Genomic DNA, 15,189 nt, shown 5'->3' with positions numbered 1-15,189 from the left:
CATGATCGCGCGTCGTGATCTCGGTGTCGACGGAAATCAGGTCCTGGAGACGGGGTCGAAGATCGCTTCGGGTGCGCTGCGAGGTCCGAGGCTGCTGGCGACCGGGTGCGGGATCATCGGACGCGGCGGGCATCCCGCAGCCACCGTCTTCCGCGGAAACCCCTGGGCGCGAGCGCGTTTCGCGGCCGAGGTCGACAGCGCCCGGCAGATGCGCGACGTGGTGCACCTCCTCGCGGATCAGGGCGTGGACGCGATCAAGCTCCTGTCGGAAGGGACGTGCGCGGATCCCGGCTCGCCCGCGTACGCGTGGCGGGTTCCGGCTTTCCCGGACGAGGTCGAGCTCGTGCGGCTGCGACGGGGAGACCGTCATCGACGAACGGTGATCACCGGGGGATCTCTCAGTGGCTTCCGGTGAGCTCTCCGGTGAGGCGGTCGTGCATGGCGGCGCTGGGCTCGTTGAGGCCGATGATGTCGACCCGCTTGCCGCGCGCCTCGTACTTGGTGGTGATGGCGTCGAGGGCGGCGACGGTGGAGGCGTCCCAGATGTGGGCGTCGGTGAGGTCGATGATGACCTCGGCGGGGTCGTTCGCGTAGTCGAACCGGTGGACCAGCTCGTTGCTGGAGGCGAAGAACAGCTCACCGGTGACGTGGTAGACGACCTGGCCGCCGTCGGGGTCGGAAACGGCGGTGACCTCGACGAGGTGGGCGACGCGGCGGGCGAAGATGACCATCGCGGTGATCGATCCGACGACCACGCCGATCGCGAGGTTGTCGGTGGCCACGACCACGGCCACCGTCGCCAGCATCACGACGATCTCGCCCGCCGGCATCCGCTTGAGGGTCTTCGGCGCGATGCTGTGCCAGTCGAAGGTGCCGACGGAGACCAGCACCATCACCGCGACCAGCGCTGCCATCGGGATCTGCGAGACCAGCGGCCCGAAGGCGATGCACAGCACCATCAGGAACGCGCCCGCCAGGAACGTCGACAACCGCGTCCGGGACCCGGCCGTCCTCACGTTGATCATGGTCTGGCCGATCATCGCGCAGCCGCCCATGCCGCCGAAGAAGCCGGTGACGATGTTGGCGATGCCCTGGCCGATGGACTCGCGGGTCTTGTTCGATCGCGTGTCGGTGATGTCGTCGACGAGCTTCGCCGTCATGAGCGACTCCATCAGCCCGACCAGCGCGAACGCCAGGGCGTAGGGAGCGATGAGCTCGAGCGTGTCCAGCGTGAGCGGCGCGTCCGGGATGCCCGGGATCGGCAGCGAGGACGGCAGCGCTCCCTTGTCGCCGACGGTGGGCACGGCGATGCCCGCGGCGATCGTCACCGCGGTCAGCGCCACGATCGACACCAGCGGTGCCGGGACGACCTTGGTGAGCTTCGGGAACAGCACCATGATGAGCAGCCCGGCCGCGAACAGCGGGTAGACCATCCACGGCACGCCGATGAGCTCGGGGACCTGGGCCATGAAGATCATGATGGCCAGCGCGTTGACGAACCCGACCATGACGCTGCGCGGCACGAACCGCATCAGCTTCGCCACGCCCAGCGCGCCCAGCGCCACCTGGAACAGCCCGCCCAGGATCACGGTGGCGACCAGCACGCCCATCCCGTGCTCGCGCGCCAGCGGGGCCACGACCAGCGCGATCGCACCCGTGGCGGCCGAGATCATCGCGGGCCGGCCACCGACGATCGAGATGACCACCGCCATGGTGAACGAGGCGAACAGGCCCACGCTCGGGTCGAGACCGGCGATGATCGAGAACGAGATCGCCTCGGGGATCAGCGCGAGCGCGACGACCAGACCACCGAGAACCTCGGTGCGGGCCACCTTCGGCGACAGCCAGGCGGGGCGGGACAGCGACAGCTCGGGCACGCGACAACCAGACGTGGTTCGGCCGCCGCGCATCGTCACCGATCGCGGCGGGAGGAGAACAGGGGGAGAGGGGCGGCGCTGCCCGACAACTCTTCCCTTACGTTAGATGAGGGTTGCCGTCGCTCCCGCACCCGGCAGGCCGGATGAGGCCGGGATCACTCGTGGTCGACGCGCTCGCGCAGCATCGCGGTGAACTTCTCGGCGAGCCGGAGCTTCGTGCGCAGCTTCTGGCAGGACTGCTCCGCGGTGGCGCTGAACTCGGCCAGCCGGCGCTGCGGGTCCTCGACCTCCGGTGATCCCGGGACCGGGTCGAGGATCGCCAGCAGGTCGCGCATCTCGTCGAGCTGGAAGCCCAGCGGCTTCATGCCCTTGATCAGCTCCAGCCGCTCGACGTCGGGATCGGTGTAGAGGCGGAACCCGCCCTGGCTGCGGGCGCTGGGCACCACCAGGCCGACCTCCTCGTAGTAGCGGATCGTGCGCAGCGACAGCCCCGTGCGCTCGGCGACCTCGCCGATCTGCATCCGCTCACCCACGCCCGAACCACTCCTCGATCGACATCGCCCGGAACGCGCCCGGATGGCATCACGGTACGCAAAGCAGCGCTCCGGAGCGGACGTCAGGTCTGGTCGGTGGCGTCCGAGGTGGACGACGGTTGTTGCGCGATGCCCGGTCGGGGTGCGGGGACCTGAGTGCCGAACTCGCCGGGGGCGGGGACCTCCTTGCGCGCGACCGCTTCGGCTGCGCGGACCGCCTCGGCGACCTCGGGGTTGGTGGAGGTGTCGAACCACGCCTGCACCGCGTCCTCCACGGTTTCGGCCGGGGGAGCGTCCTCGGCCTGCTCCGGCGGTTCGTAGCGGAAGACGCCTTCCTCGTCGGCCTTGCCCAGGCTCCGGGCGAAGCCCTCCAGCGACTTGCCGAACTCGCTGGGCACGACCCACACCTTGTTGGCGTCGCCCTCGGCCATCTTCGGCAGCGTCTGCAGGTACTGGTACGCGAGCAGTTCCGGAGTGGGCTTGGCGCGCTTGACCGCCGCGAAGACCTTCTCGATGGCCTTGGCCTGCCCCTGCGACTTGAGGTACTGGCTCGCGCGGTCGCCCTGGGCGCGCAGGATGCTGGACTGCCGGTCGGCTTCCGCGGTGAGGATGGCGGCCTGCTTCTGGCCTTCCGCGGCCAGGATCGCCGCCTGCTTCTGGCCTTCGGCGGTCTTGATGGCCGATTCGCGGGTGCCCTCGGCGTTGAGGATCATCGCCCGCTTCTCCCGGTCGGCGCGCATCTGCTTCTCCATCGAGTCCTGGATGGACGGTGGCGGGTCGATGGCCTTGAGCTCCACGCGCGCGACGCGGATGCCCCACCGGCCCGTCTCCTTGTCCAGCACCCCGCGCAGCTGAGTGTTGATCGCATCGCGCGAGGTCAGCGTCTCCTCCAGGCTCATGCCGCCGACGACGTTGCGCAGCGTCGTGGTGGTGAGCTGCTCGACGCCGGTGATGTAGTTGGAGATCTCGTAGACCGCCGAGCGCGCGTCGGTGACCTGGAAGTAGACGACGGTATCGATGGACACGGTCAGGTTGTCCTGGGTGATGACCGGCTGCGGGGGAAAGGAGACGACCTGCTCGCGCAGGTCGACGCGGGCGCGGACCCGGTCGAAGAACGGCACCAGCAGGTTGAGCCCCGGCTGCGCGACGGACCGGTAGCGGCCGAGCCGCTCGATCACCGATGCGGTCGCCTGCGGCACCAGCAGCACGGTCTTGGCCACGAGCACGACGACCAGCAGGATGATGACGGCCAGCACGATCAGTGCGGTCGGGTCCATGGCGTCCTCCTCACAGTTCGCCCGAAACGACGGCGGTCGCTCCGGAGATGTCCATGACCGTCACCGTCTCGCCCGCTCGATGCACCTCGTTCTCGTCCAGCGGCCGCGCCGACCAGCTCTGCCCGTCGATCAGCACCAGGCCACCGACGGAGTTCACGGTGGTCTCGACGAACGCCTTCTTGCCGATCAGGGCTTCGGTGTTGGTGCGGAACTCGATGCCCCGCATCAGCCGCCGCTTCAGCGCCGGACGCGCGAGGACGACCAGGCCCAGGCTCAGCGCGGCGAACACCGCGGCGTCAACGGCGAGCGGCGCGCCCAGCGCGGCGGCTCCGGCAGCTCCCAGCGCGGCGACGCCGAGCATCAGCAGCACGAGTTCACCCGAGATGACCTCGGCCGCGACCAGCACAACACCGGCGATGAGCCACAATAGCGCGACCACGTCTTCAATATGCCAGAAATCGGCATGATCAGGCGTTTCGCGACCTTCACAGAGGGTGAGCGGGAGGTCTATGTTGTTGGATATCGCACCCTGCGCGTGAGCCGGGAAGATGTGATGTTGAGCCGGTACGAGCGTCGGAGGCTCCAGGAGATCGAGCGGTGGTTCGAGGAGAACGATCCCCGGTTCGCGGAGTCGGTGAAGCACCCACCGCCGGACCGCGCCACCAGTCGTCGGCGGTGGGCGGCGATCGCGGTCGCGGTGCTCGGTGCGCTGGTGTTCCTGACCGGGCTGCTCGCGGCCAGCCCGGGCCTGATCTTCGTCGGCATCAGCCTGGGAGTCGGCGGCATCGCGGTCCGCTACCTCCTGCTGAACGCGCACCCCTGAGCCCGCCCGCTGAGCGTGGAGGTCGTCACCCGGCGAGCCGTTCGCGGACCCAGTCGTGGAACTCGGCGATGTGGTGCTCGCTGGGCACCAGCACGCCGCCGGAGGCGTAGGAGCGGGAGTCCATGGCCAGCTGGCAGCGCTCGCAGGCGTCGAAGTCCTGCTGGTTGACCCGGTGGAACAGCTCCACCGACCGCGACAGGTCCTGGCCGGAGGCGATGACGTCCGGCAGGTACAGCCAGTCGCAGTCCACGAGGGTCCGCTCCGCGGTGAGCGGGAACATCCGGTGGATGATCACGTGGTCGGGGACCAGGTTGATGAACACCTGCGGGCGCACGGTGATCGCGTAGTAGCGCCGGTCCTGGTGCTCGGCCACGCCCGGCAAGCGCTGCACGCCGTCACCGCCGTCGACGGTGAAACCCCGCACGTCATCGCCGAATTCGGCTCCGTGCCCGACGTAGTACTGGGCGGCGAACCCGTCGGCGAACTCCGGGAGCACCTCGGTGAGCTCCGGGTGGATCGTGGCGCAGTGGTAGCACTCCATGAAGTTCTCGATGATCTGCTTCCAGTTCGCCTTGACGTCGTAGCGGATCCGCTCGCCGAGTTCGAGCGCGGCGATGTCGTAGGCGTCGAGCTCGCCGGCGTCGCCGAGGCGCTGGGCGACGTCGGCGATCACCGTGTCGTCGAAGGACGGCGGCTCCTCGGCGAGGCAGACCCAGGCGTAGCCGAGCCATTCGCGCAGGTGGACGCGGTTGAGGCCGTACTCCTCGGGGTCGATGTCGGGCATGCCGCCGAGGTTGGGCGCCGCGATCAGCTTGCCGTCCAGGCCGTAGGTCCAGGCGTGGTACGGGCATTGCAGCGACCGCTGCACCTGTCCGGTCTCCTCGGTGCACAACCGGGCGCCCCGGTGCCGGCACACGTTGAGGAAGGCGTTGAGGTTTCCCCTGCGGTCGCGGGCGATGAGCACGCTCTCCCGCCCGACCTGCACGGTCTGGAAGGCGCCGGGTTCTGCGAGATCGGCGCTGCGCACCGCGCAGAACCAACCGGCTTCGAAGATCCGCGACTGCTCGAGGGCGAAGATCGACGGATCGGTGTAGTGGTGGCCGGGGAGAGTGGCCAGCAGGCTGTGCGGCAACTCCGCAGCGGTCATCTCGGGGTGCCTTTCGGCTCGTTCCGCAAGGGTGTGAAGTTGTTGCGCGATGAGCACTGCGTTGCTCGATCGACAACACGATGCGGGCGAGGATCGGGCGCTGTCAAGACGTCCGAGCGGGTTACCGCGAGGTAGTCGTCGCCGCGTCGGGTAAATCGACGATGTCGTGTGTTAACAGGGAAATCCATCGGGAAATCGACTCCTTCGACGTCTTGACGCGCCTCGGAAACGACCTTCACTCTGTTGCGCATGGCGTAACAAGTTCTCTAATGCGCAACACAGGAGGTTCGATGTTCGCTGTCTGCCGCGCCGACGAGCTCGCCCCGGGCGAGTCGACCCGGTTCGTCGCCGACGTCCCGATCGCCGTGTTCAACGCCGACGGCGTGTTCTACGCGGTCGACGACACCTGCACCCACCAGGACGCGTCGTTGTCCGCCGGCTTCCTCGAAGGCTGCTTCGTCGAATGTCCGCTGCACGCGGCGTTCTTCGACCTGCGCAGCGGCGCGCCCACCTGCCCGCCGGCCAAGCGGGCGCTGCGCACCCACCAGGTCCTCGTCGAGGGCGGCACGGTGTACGTCCAGCTCACCCCGAGCGAGGTCGAGCTCCCCCTGGAGGCCGAAGGCGCGGCCTGATCAGCCGGCGCGGCGGCGTTCCAGCGGGACGGTGTCGCGCCAGACCCCGTGGTGCAAGGCGATGCGCTCCCGGGTTCCGACCACGCGGAACCCGGCGGCGCGGTGCACCGGCGACGCCGGCCTCGTTCTCCGGGAAGATCGAGGTCTGCGACGTCCACAGTCCTCCGGCGTCAGCAGTGCTGCTGGTGCGGCAACGACTTTCGCGCTCGTGCGAACCGGATCATCCCGGTGTGACGGTTCCCGAGGTCGCGTCCACGGTGATGATCTGGCCCGTGGTGATCTCCGTGGTGGCATCGCGGACGCAGATCACCGCCGGGATGCCGTACTCGCGGGCCACGGTCGGGCCGTGCGCCATCGGCGAACCGGTTTCGGTGACCAGGCCGGCCGCCGTCATGAACAACGGCGTCCATCCGGGGTCGGTGGTGGTGGCCACCAGGATCTCGCCGGGCTCGATCCGCGCGGTCGCCGGGTCGTGCACCACGCGAGCGGGCCCGGTGACCTTGCCGGGAGAGGCTCCCAGCCCGACCAGCGCACCGTCGGCGGCCGGTGCGGGCGGTGCCGTGGCCTCCAGGTCCGTGCCGTCGGAGAGCACCGCGATCGGAACCGCGCGGCGGCGAACCTCCCTGTCGTAGCGGGCTTTCCGCTCCGCGGCGAGGGCGCTCTGATCGGACCCGCCCACCGCGGCGCGGATCTCGTCGAGCTCCAGGAACAGCACGTCGCCGGGCCGTGCCAGCAGACCGCGCCGGCTGAGGTCGTCGCCGATGCGCAGCAGCTGGTCGCGCACCGCCTGCAACGAGTACAGCCACGCGAACTTGCCCAGCTCGCGCAGCCCGGTGAGCTTGCGGGCGCGGCGCATGAGGAAGCGGGCGAGGTGGGCGCGGACCGGGCGCTCGCGGCGGGCGCGCTGGAACAGCTCGTCGATCATGGCCTCAGCGCGGGCCGCGGACTTCTCGAACCGCCGGTCCGGTGCCTGCTCGGGATCGGTGATCCGCAGGTATCCGGCGATGGTGGCGAAGATCTGCGCCGGGTCCTCCGACCAGCGCGGCATCCCGACGTCGACCTCCGCCGGTGCGCGGTGGCCGTAGCGGGCGAGGAAGTCGTCCAGCCCGATGTCGGGCAGCTCGCCGGCCCGGTAGCGGTCGGTGAGCTCGGCCGGTGGCGTGCTGCGCAGGAGTTCCCGCGCCTCGTCGTCGAGACCGGTGGTCAGCCGCCACAGCGCGAGGTCCATCTCGGTGGTGACGTTGTGCGGCAGCCCGCCGAGGACGGTGTCCAGCTCGCTCGTCGTGGCGACGCCCTTGAGCAGCGACTTCGGCAGCTGACCGAGGAGGATGCCGATGAACAGCGGCCAGATCACCTCCGAGGCGGTCATGAAGTCCCGCTGCACCTCTTCGGCGAAGCGCAGGCGCTGCTGCGAGTTGGCGAACTCCGGAGCCCTCGCCTGGCGCTTGAGCTTCTCGGTAGCGCGGAAGGCGCGCTCGCGCGCGGCGTCGGGGTTGATCAGCGTTCGGATGAGCTCGAACTTCGCCTTCGGCACGACCACGAGGCTCTTCTTCAGCAGCGGCGCGACCGGGAAGGGCAGCCCGCCGGTGGTAGGCGCGAACCGCGGATCGGTGAGCAGCCGCTGCACGATCTCGACGTTGCGCGGGCCGTAGACCTCCATCATCTGCGGCAACCGGGAGCGGAACCGCTTGTTGCGCAGCAGGTCCGAGAAGTCCATGAACAGCCGTCCGCCCACGGGGACGATGCCCATCGCATCGCCGAACGCGCCACCGGACAGGCCCGCGGAGTCCATCCACAGCTTCGCGCCGTGCGTCATCGCCGACATGCCGGCCGGGGTGAAGGGACGCAGCATCCCCTGCATGTGCCCCATCTCGAAGTAGACCCGCAGGTCGTCGGTCCGGGGCGGGAGCGGGAAGAGCGTCGTGATGGCCCGGGACTGCAACAGCCACAGCTCGCCGTCCCGGTCGAGGGCCCACTCGATGTCCTGGGGCGAGCCGAAGCTCTCCTGCACCGAGCGCCCGCGTCGCGCAGCGCGTCGAGCTGGCCGCGGTCCAGGCACCCGTCGGTGCGCGGCGGGGTTCCGTCGAGGACGTAGTGGTCGGCGATGACCGAACCGTCCACGACCACGTCACCCAGGCCGGGCGCGGCGTCGACGACCATCTCCGCGCGCGTCCCGGTCAGCGGGTTCGCGGTGAACAGCACCCCGGCGGCCTTCGCGTCGACCATCCGCTGCACCACGACGGCCATGTGCACGTCGGTGCCGATCTCGTTGGCGTCGCGGTAGGCGACGGCCCGGTCGGAGTGCAGCGAGTCCCAGCAGCGGCGGATCGCCGACAGCAGTTCCTGCTCACCGCTGACGTTGAGGAACGTGTCCTGCTGCCCGGCGAAGCTCGCATCTGGCAGGTCCTCCGCGGTCGCGCTCGACCGCACGGCCACCCGACCGGCCCCGAGCCGCCGGTAGGCGTCGAGGACCTCCTGCTCGGGGATCTCGCCGGTCACGTGCGCCCGGGTCGTCAGGCAGAAACCCTCGGGGACCCGGAACCCGGCTCCGATGAGTTCACCGAGCCCGGCGGCCTTGCCGCCCACCAGTCCGAGCATGCTCGCGTCGACCTGCGCGAGTTCGAGCACCTGAACGTCGTTGCCGGTCACCATCATCACCCCAGTCCGAACGGCGTGCACCATGACGACGCCGACCAGACTTCCCGGCACACCACGGCCGAAGGGCCGATGCCCAGATGCTAGGTCCGTGGCCGGCGATCAGCCATCAAGAAACCGTCAAAATCCTCATGCCCCGTACTCTGCGGCCCGTGGCTGCACAGGTGGAACTGGACGTCGTGGACATGCGGTTGCTGCGGGCGTTGCAGGAGGACGCCCGGATGACCAACCGCGAGCTGGCGGCGAGAGCGGGCATCGCGACCTCGACGTGCTCGGACCGGCTGGCGCGCCTCCGGGACGCGGGCGTGATGTGCGGATCGGCGGTGCGGATCGAACCGAGCGCGGTCGGCCGTCCGCTGGAAGCGATGCTGGCGGTGCGCGTGCACCCGCACCGGCGTCCGCTCGTGGACCCGTTCGTGCAGCACGTCCTCGCCCAGCCCGAGACGCGGCACCTCTACCACCTGACCGGCCCTGACGACTTCCTCATCCACGTGACCGTCGTCGACGCCGGCGACCTGCAGAGGCTGGTGCTGGACGAGCTCACCGCGCGCGACGAGGTCGTCATGGTGCACACCCACTTGATCTTCCACCAGTGGCGCGGTGGCCCGCTCATGCCGCCGGGCGCCGAAGGCTGACCGGACGATCGCCGGACGAACGCGCTCCCAGGCCGGTGCGGCCGGACCAACGCGGATCAACACCACCATCGGCCGACGTTCGTCCGGAGATCCGACCGCGGCGCCGGAGGACCGCTGATCCTCGGGTGGTGACCGAACAGACGTTTTGGACCCGTGCCGTGCACGCAGGCCGCGACGACCTCACCGACCAGGGCTTGCACGCCGTTCCGCTGGACCTCTCGACGACCTATCCCAGCCGGGACAGCAGGGACGAGGCCGAGCGCCTCGACGTGATGACCACCGGAGCCCAGGTGACGGGCACGCCGATCTACGCCCGGCTCGGCAACCCGACGGTCGCCCGGTTCGAAGGAGCGATCGCCGAGCTCGAAGGTTGCGAGTCCGGTGTCGCCTTCGGCTCGGGCATGGCGGCGCTGTCGGCGTGCCTGCTCGCCACCGTCGCCGCAGGCCGTCCGCACGTCGTGGCGGTCAGGCCGCTCTACGGCACCAGCGACCACCTCATCGCCTCCGGGCTGCTGGGCAACCAGCTCACCTGGGCGGACCCGGCCGATGTCGGTGCCGCCGTCGGGCCGGAGACCGGGCTCGTCATCATCGAGAGCCCGGCCAACCCGACGCTCGCGGAGATCGACATCCGCGCCGTCGTGGACGCCGCGGGCGGCGTTCCGGTGCTCGTCGACAACACCTTCGCCACGCCGGCTCTGCAGCGGCCCACCGACTTCGGCGCCGCCGCGGTCCTGCACAGCGCGACGAAGTTCCTCGGCGGGCACGGGGACGCCATGGGCGGTGTGGTGACCTGCGCGGAGGACTTCGCCCAGCGGCTGCGCCAGGTTCGCATCGCCACGGGCGGAGTGCTGCACCCCTCGGCCGCATACCTCCTGCAGCGCGGCCTGGCCACGCTGCCGGTCCGCATGGAGCGCTCGTCGGCCACCGCAGCGGTTCTCGCGGAGCGGCTGCTCGCGCACCCGAAGGTCAGCGCCGTGCACTACCCGGACCCGAGCAAGCTCGGCCAGCTCGCCACCGGCGGCGCGATGCTCTCGTTCGAGGCGGAAAATCCGCCGCACGAGGTGGTTTCCGCCGTTCGCCTGATCACCCCGGCGGTCAGCCTCGGCAGCACGGACACGCTGCTGCAACACCCGGCATCGCTGTCGCACCACATCGTCGCCCCGCAGGACCGCGCGGCGGGCGGCATCCCGGACACCCTGCTCCGCCTGTCAGTCGGCCTCGAATCCCCGGAAGACCTCTGGCAAGACCTCGACCAAGCCCTCAACCGAACGACCTGAGCCGTTCCGGCCCGTTCGAACTTCGCGCGAAATTCGAACGGGCGCCCTGGTCAGGCCTTCTCGTGGGCGATCTGGATGAGGTTTCCGCAGGTGTCGTCGAGGACTGCCGTGGTGACCGGTCCCATGTCGGTGGGCTGCTGGGTGAAGCGCACGCCCTGGGCCGTGAGGCGCTCGTACTCGGCCTGGACGTCCTCGACCGCGAACGAGGTGAAGGGGATCCCGTCGGCCACCAGCGCCTGCTTGAAGGGCTTGGCCGCCGGGTGCTGGTCGGGCTCGAGCACGAGTTCGGTGCCGTGGGGCTCCTCGGGCGAGACGAGGGTGATCCAGCGGAACTCGCCCATCGGGATGTCGTGCTTGACCTCGAAACCGAGCATCTCGGTGTAGAACCGCAGCGCCTTGTCCTGGTCATCGACCATCATGCTGTGCAGGTTGATCCTCATGCTCCCGGCCTTTCCTCAGCCACCGCTCGACGATCGGTTCGAGCGGCGCGGTGTCGATGTGGTGGAACTTGTACCGGCCTTCACGGCTCGCCCGGACCAGCCCCGCTGCCTCCAGGGCTTCGAGGTGCTGCGAGATCGCCTGCCGTGACGAGGCGAGCCCGTGCTTGGTGGCCAGTCGTGCGCAGATCTCGAACAGTGTCTGCCCGTTCTGCTCGGTCAGCTCGTCGAGGATCGCCCGCCGCGTGCCATCGGCCAGCGCCTTGAACACGGCGTCATCCACACCCGCGACGATAGGCAAGCAACGACTTGCATGTCAACTCGGCCCGATGCCGTGACCTGGGGAGGCGCCCCGGGGGACAGGATTTCAGTGGAACTCGGGACGCGGATTTCCACTGAAATCGGGGTTCGGACTTCCACTGAAATCCGGGACTTCGCGCGCGGGGGACGGGCTGTGTGGAGGTTCCGGGCTTTCTAGCCAGCGCAAGGATCTTCGGGGGGTGATTCCGGGTGATCTGCGCTGCACCTCGGGGTCGGCTGAAACCTACCTCGGAGTAGGTTGTCGGTGGTCCGGGTCGGTGCGAGGGGTGGTGCGTGATGGTCGGTGAGTCGCGGCCCGCGGGGTTCTGGGGTCGTGCCGGGGATCGAGCGCGGCAGATCAACCAGAGCCGGCGGGTGGTCGGAACGCTGCGCGGGGTCCGGCGGATGCTGCCCGGGGCCGGTGAGCTCGCGTTCTCCGAATCGGGCAAGCCCTCCGACCGCGTGGCGCGGCTGATGATGCAGGTCGCGGGCGATCAGCCGAGCGCGGTGCGCGAGCTCGGCCTGGTGACCGTGCAGGCGTGGCAGGCGCTGACCAGCCGTGGTGCCGCCGACGGTGCCGTGACGATCATGTTCACCGACCTCGTGGGCTTCTCCACCTGGGCGTTGCGCGCCGGTGACGACCAGGTCCTGCGGTTGCTGCGGGAGTTCTTCGGCGTCAGCCGCGAGGTCGTCGGCGGGTGCGGCGGCGTGGTGGTGAAGTCGCTCGGCGACGGCGTGATGGTGGCCTTCTCCGACGTCGACAAGGCGATCGAGGCCGCCGCTGCGCTGGGGTCGGCGGTCAGCGCGCTCAACCACGACGGCTACCGCCCGTCGCTGCGCGTGGGCCTGCACCGCGGTTGGCCGCGCAAGGTCGGCAAGGACTACATCGGGGTCGACGTCAACATCGCCGCGCGCGTGGCCGACGCCGCCAACGGCGGGGAAGTGCTGGTCACCGAGCAGGTCCTGGAGGCCGCCGACCGCGCGCGGTACGTGGCGCGCAGCCGTCGTTTTCGGGCGAAGGGGACGCCGAAGGACCTGGCCGTGTACGCGGTGGTTCCCCGTCACGAGCGGTGACGAACCGGGTGTACCGTCGCAACTAGCCAGCATGCTGTCTAGTTTCCGCCACCCCCGTCGAATGGGATTGAATTGCGCATCGTCCTGACCGCCATGCCCGTCTACTCCCACCTCGTCCCGCTGCTGCTGCCGGTCGGTCGCCAGCTCGCGGGCGCCGGTCACGACGTCCGCGTCGCCACCAGCGAGGACATGGCCGCGACCGTGGAGGAAGCGGGCTTGCGCCCCCTCGTCCTGCCCGGCCTGCTGACCATGCGCGACATCGCGGCCGACCCGGCGAAGCACGGCCTGGCCACCGACTTCGACGAGGTCGCCAAGCGGCGCGGCACCGCGACCATCGGCGTCACCGGGGAGATGTTCAGCCAGAGCTTCGTCCGCCTGCTCGGGCGCAACCTCGGCGAGCGGCTGATCGAGACCGGCGAGGTGCCCGACCTCATCGTCCGCGAGGGCACCGAGTTCGGCGGCTACTACGCGGCTGAGAAGTGGGGCATCCCGAGCGCCGTGCTCGACATCAGCCCGAACGCCCCGTACTCCGACCCGGCCGTGACCGCCGAGATCAACGCCGGTCGCGCGCACTTCGGGCTCGGCCCGATCGAGGACCCGTGGCAGCCGATGCGGACCTTCCGCGCCGGAGTCGTTCCGGAGAGCTTCTACGCCGAGCACGCGCGCCTGGAATCCGCGCACCACTACCGGGTTCCCGCCGGTGACGAGCAGCGGCTCGACCCGGCCGTCGCCGACCTCCCGGACCGCCCGCTGGTGCTGGCCAGCCTCGGGTCCAACGCGCCGATGATGCTCGGCGAACGTCCCCAGCTGCTCGACACGATCATCGAAACGCTCGGCAAGCTCCCGGTCACGGGTGTCGTCGCGCTCGGCGCTCACCGCGACCCGGGGGAGTGGACCGGGGTGCGCGCGGAGAACGTGCACCTGACCTCGTTCGTCCAGCAGCAGGCGGTGCTGCCCGCCTGCGACGCGTTCATCACCCACTGCGGTTTCAACAGCACCCGCGAATCGCTCTACGCCGGGGTGCCGATGGTGGGGCTGCCGATGTTCGCCGAGCAGCCCAGCAACGCCGCCCGCATCACCGAGATCGGCGCGGGGCTGGCGTTCACCATCGAGGACGTGACCGTCCCGCTGCTGCACGAGGCGGTGTCGCGGGTCCTGGAGGAGCCGTCGTTCCGCAGCGCCGCCCGAGGGGTGCAGCGCCGAGTCCTGGCGCTGCCACCGCTGTCCCAGATCGCCGCCGACCTGGAGGAGCTGGTCTAGAGGCCGGTCAGTTCGTCGTCGGTGAGCACGACGTCGAGCGAGCGGAGGGCTTCCGCCCGGTCGTCGACCGGTGTCGTCTCCTGCGAGCCGTCGGGTCGTTCGACGACGAGGGTGTCGCCGATGAGCTTGCGGCTGATGCCCTCGTCGAGCCGCATCACGACGAGCCTGCCGGTGAACGGCGAGTCCGGGTGCGTGGCGGTGTAGTGGTTGTAGACCTCGTAGTCGATGAGCCGTTGCGGCTGGTCGTCGAAGGCGTGCAGCGGTTCCCAGCCCTCGGCGGTCTGCTTCTCCAGCGTCCACAGTCGACCGTCGCGGGTCAGCCGGTGGTTCCAGCCGGCCTGGTCGACCACCGCGCCGTCGGCCAGCCTCATCGGGCGCAGCACTCCCGCGCCGAAGCCGACGTCGGCCAGGAGCTCGTCGCCGTCGACGGTGACGACGAGGTTCATGTGGGTTCGCGGGCCGTTGCGGTGCGGCTGGACCCTCGCGGCCCGGCGGGACACCTCGTAGCCGAGGTGTTCCAGGACGGCGGCGAACAGCAGGGAGTGCTCGAAGCAGTACCCGCCGCGCTGCCTGCGCACCAGCTTCGCCGTGATCGATTCCAGGTCGAGGCGCGGTGTGCGCCCGAGCGCCGGATCGACGTTCTCGAAGGGGATCGTGCGCACGTGCGCCTCGTGCAACGCGGTGAGCGCCTCGGCTGACGGCGGTGCCGCCTGCTGCCCGGTGCGGGCCAGGTACGCGTCGAGGTCGAGCGACTCGACGTCCCAGGGATCGGTCATGGTCACAGCCTCACACTTCCAGCGAGGTGGAGGTCAACGGTGTCACCCGAAGTTCCGGGAGAGCCGGGTGAGCAGCTCGCTGAGGCCGTCGACCTCCTCGGGTGACAGGCCCGCGACCAGCTGCTCGTTGGCCTTCCGCGACGCCTGCTGGAGGCGGCGGTGGGCGGCGCGACCGGCGTCGGTGAGGTGCAGGCGCACCGCGCGGCGGTCGCCCTCGGCCTCGCCGCGCTCCAGCCAGCCCGTCTCGACCAGCCGGTCCACCTGGCGGGCCAGCGTCTGGCCGCTGACGTGCAGCGATCCGGCCAGGTCCCGCTGGATCATCGGCCCGTGCACGGTGAGCGCCTCCAGGATCGTCCACGTCGCGAAGCTCGCCCCGGCCTCGCCGAGCCGTTGCTCGAAGTTCGCCCGCGCTTGCCGAGCGATCATGTTGAACCGGTATCCGAGGCTGCCCAGACCGGTGCCGATGGCGTCCACCATGGCGCCAGT

Annotated in this window: 17 protein-coding genes and 2 pseudogenes; 7 read left to right on the top strand and 12 right to left on the bottom strand. The window is 70.0% G+C overall.

Going from position 1 to position 15,189, the window contains the following annotated elements; genetic code table 11:
- Position 1 precedes the first annotated feature (1 nt).
- Entirely contained in the window at positions 2 to 415 is a 414-nt protein-coding gene (locus tag E1181_RS17055) for an amidohydrolase family protein (RefSeq protein ID WP_207922186.1), read from the top strand.
- Here the strand turns inward: E1181_RS17055 and E1181_RS17050 are convergent.
- The 4 genes from E1181_RS17050 to E1181_RS17035 all read right to left on the bottom strand — a co-directional run bounded on the left by E1181_RS17050 (position 399) and on the right by E1181_RS17035 (position 4,126).
- The gene (locus tag E1181_RS17050; protein ID WP_235876835.1) at positions 399 to 1,877 is read right to left on the bottom strand and encodes a SulP family inorganic anion transporter; all 1,479 of its coding nucleotides are present in this window, start codon (positions 1,875 to 1,877) and stop codon (positions 399 to 401) included. The two genes, E1181_RS17055 and E1181_RS17050, sit on opposite strands and share 17 nt — an antisense overlap.
- 155 nt (positions 1,878 to 2,032) lie before the next feature.
- Positions 2,033 to 2,410: a MerR family transcriptional regulator gene (locus E1181_RS17045; protein ID WP_132675914.1), complete on the bottom strand. Its 378-nt coding sequence runs from the start codon at positions 2,408 to 2,410 to the stop codon at positions 2,033 to 2,035.
- An 83-nt stretch (positions 2,411 to 2,493) separates the two neighbouring features.
- Complete coding sequence (locus tag E1181_RS17040) at positions 2,494 to 3,687, bottom strand: SPFH domain-containing protein (protein ID WP_132675912.1); 1,194 nt, start codon at positions 3,685 to 3,687, stop codon at positions 2,494 to 2,496.
- Between the two features lie 10 nt (positions 3,688 to 3,697).
- Positions 3,698 to 4,126, bottom strand: a complete 429-nt coding sequence (locus tag E1181_RS17035) for an NfeD family protein (RefSeq protein ID WP_132675910.1) — start codon at positions 4,124 to 4,126, stop codon at positions 3,698 to 3,700.
- Between the two features lie 96 nt (positions 4,127 to 4,222).
- Here E1181_RS17035 and E1181_RS17030 point away from each other — a divergent pair, with 96 nt between their 5' ends.
- On the top strand, positions 4,223 to 4,510 hold the full coding sequence (locus E1181_RS17030) for a DUF3040 domain-containing protein (protein WP_165944648.1): 288 nt from the start codon (positions 4,223 to 4,225) through the stop codon (positions 4,508 to 4,510).
- Positions 4,511 to 4,535: 25 nt separating this feature from the next.
- Here E1181_RS17030 and E1181_RS17025 read toward each other — a convergent pair whose 3' ends face one another.
- Positions 4,536 to 5,657, bottom strand: coding sequence for an aromatic ring-hydroxylating oxygenase subunit alpha (locus E1181_RS17025; RefSeq protein ID WP_132675906.1), 1,122 nt, complete (start codon positions 5,655 to 5,657; stop codon positions 4,536 to 4,538).
- 290 nt (positions 5,658 to 5,947) lie between these two features.
- On the opposite strand from E1181_RS17025, the gene E1181_RS17020 reads away from it, so the two are divergent.
- Positions 5,948 to 6,289, top strand: a complete 342-nt coding sequence (locus E1181_RS17020) for a bifunctional 3-phenylpropionate/cinnamic acid dioxygenase ferredoxin subunit (protein ID WP_132675904.1) — start codon at positions 5,948 to 5,950, stop codon at positions 6,287 to 6,289.
- Here the strand turns inward: E1181_RS17020 and E1181_RS17015 are convergent.
- The 3 genes and pseudogenes from E1181_RS17015 to E1181_RS32180 all read right to left on the bottom strand — a co-directional run.
- Positions 6,290 to 6,464 (bottom strand): annotated as a pseudogene (locus E1181_RS17015) (N-acetyltransferase family protein); the annotation flags it as partial.
- Positions 6,465 to 6,509: 45 nt separating this feature from the next.
- On the bottom strand, positions 6,510 to 8,300 hold the full coding sequence (locus tag E1181_RS17010; protein WP_235876834.1) for a PEP-utilizing enzyme: 1,791 nt from the start codon (positions 8,298 to 8,300) through the stop codon (positions 6,510 to 6,512).
- A gap of 128 nt (positions 8,301 to 8,428) precedes the next feature.
- Positions 8,429 to 8,887, bottom strand: a pseudogene (locus E1181_RS32180) (PEP/pyruvate-binding domain-containing protein); the annotation flags it as partial.
- 209 nt (positions 8,888 to 9,096) lie between these two features.
- Here E1181_RS32180 and E1181_RS17005 point away from each other — a divergent pair.
- The gene (locus E1181_RS17005; protein ID WP_132675902.1) at positions 9,097 to 9,579 is read left to right on the top strand and encodes an Lrp/AsnC family transcriptional regulator; all 483 of its coding nucleotides are present in this window, start codon (positions 9,097 to 9,099) and stop codon (positions 9,577 to 9,579) included.
- 128 nt (positions 9,580 to 9,707) lie between these two features.
- A complete protein-coding gene (locus tag E1181_RS17000) occupies positions 9,708 to 10,856 on the top strand; it encodes a trans-sulfuration enzyme family protein (RefSeq protein WP_207922185.1) in 1,149 nt (382 codons plus the stop codon).
- 50 nt (positions 10,857 to 10,906) lie between these two features.
- On the opposite strand, the gene E1181_RS16995 is transcribed toward E1181_RS17000, so the two are convergent.
- The gene (locus tag E1181_RS16995) at positions 10,907 to 11,296 is read right to left on the bottom strand and encodes a VOC family protein (protein ID WP_132675900.1); all 390 of its coding nucleotides are present in this window, start codon (positions 11,294 to 11,296) and stop codon (positions 10,907 to 10,909) included.
- Positions 11,262 to 11,576, bottom strand: coding sequence for an ArsR/SmtB family transcription factor (locus tag E1181_RS16990; protein WP_132675898.1), 315 nt, complete (start codon positions 11,574 to 11,576; stop codon positions 11,262 to 11,264). Before E1181_RS16990 ends, E1181_RS16995 begins: the two co-directional genes overlap by 35 nt.
- A 314-nt stretch (positions 11,577 to 11,890) precedes the next feature.
- On the opposite strand from E1181_RS16990, the gene E1181_RS16985 reads away from it, so the two are divergent.
- Positions 11,891 to 12,667, top strand: a complete 777-nt coding sequence (locus E1181_RS16985; protein WP_207922184.1) for an adenylate/guanylate cyclase domain-containing protein — start codon at positions 11,891 to 11,893, stop codon at positions 12,665 to 12,667.
- Positions 12,668 to 12,739: 72 nt separating this feature from the next.
- A complete protein-coding gene (locus E1181_RS16980; protein ID WP_132675896.1) occupies positions 12,740 to 13,927 on the top strand; it encodes a glycosyltransferase in 1,188 nt (395 codons plus the stop codon).
- On the opposite strand, the gene E1181_RS16975 is transcribed toward E1181_RS16980, so the two are convergent.
- Positions 13,924 to 14,703 carry an arylamine N-acetyltransferase family protein gene (locus E1181_RS16975; RefSeq protein WP_132675894.1) on the bottom strand — a complete coding sequence of 260 codons (780 nt, stop codon included), beginning with the start codon at positions 14,701 to 14,703 and terminating at the stop codon, positions 13,924 to 13,926. The two genes, E1181_RS16980 and E1181_RS16975, sit on opposite strands and share 4 nt — an antisense overlap.
- Before the next feature lie 42 nt (positions 14,704 to 14,745).
- Positions 14,746 to 15,180: a MarR family winged helix-turn-helix transcriptional regulator gene (locus E1181_RS16970; protein WP_132675892.1), complete on the bottom strand. Its 435-nt coding sequence runs from the start codon at positions 15,178 to 15,180 to the stop codon at positions 14,746 to 14,748.
- Positions 15,181 to 15,189 lie beyond the last annotated feature (9 nt).

This window comes from Saccharopolyspora terrae, assembly GCF_004348435.1.
GTDB classification, from domain to species: Bacteria; Actinomycetota; Actinomycetes; order Mycobacteriales; family Pseudonocardiaceae; genus Saccharopolyspora; species Saccharopolyspora endophytica.
Note: the sequence above shows the minus strand (reverse complement) of the source record. Positions and strands in the feature narration are given on the sequence as shown.

What these genes read in the sequence shown, in the direction of transcription:
- E1181_RS17055 (WP_207922186.1), top strand. Translation starts at nt 2, where the DNA reads ATGATCGCGCGTCGTGATCTCGGTGTCGACGGAAATCAGGTCCTGGAG.
- E1181_RS17040 (WP_132675912.1), bottom strand. Translation starts at nt 3,687, where the DNA reads ATGGACCCGACCGCACTGATCGTGCTGGCCGTCATCATCCTGCTGGTC.
- E1181_RS17025 (WP_132675906.1), bottom strand. Translation starts at nt 5,657, where the DNA reads ATGACCGCTGCGGAGTTGCCGCACAGCCTGCTGGCCACTCTCCCCGGC.
- E1181_RS17020 (WP_132675904.1), top strand. Translation starts at nt 5,948, where the DNA reads ATGTTCGCTGTCTGCCGCGCCGACGAGCTCGCCCCGGGCGAGTCGACC.
- E1181_RS16995 (WP_132675900.1), bottom strand. Translation starts at nt 11,296, where the DNA reads ATGAGGATCAACCTGCACAGCATGATGGTCGATGACCAGGACAAGGCG.
- E1181_RS16985 (WP_207922184.1), top strand. Translation starts at nt 11,891, where the DNA reads ATGGTCGGTGAGTCGCGGCCCGCGGGGTTCTGGGGTCGTGCCGGGGAT.
- E1181_RS16975 (WP_132675894.1), bottom strand. Translation starts at nt 14,703, where the DNA reads ATGACCGATCCCTGGGACGTCGAGTCGCTCGACCTCGACGCGTACCTG.
- E1181_RS16970 (WP_132675892.1), bottom strand. Translation starts at nt 15,180, where the DNA reads ATGGTGGACGCCATCGGCACCGGTCTGGGCAGCCTCGGATACCGGTTC.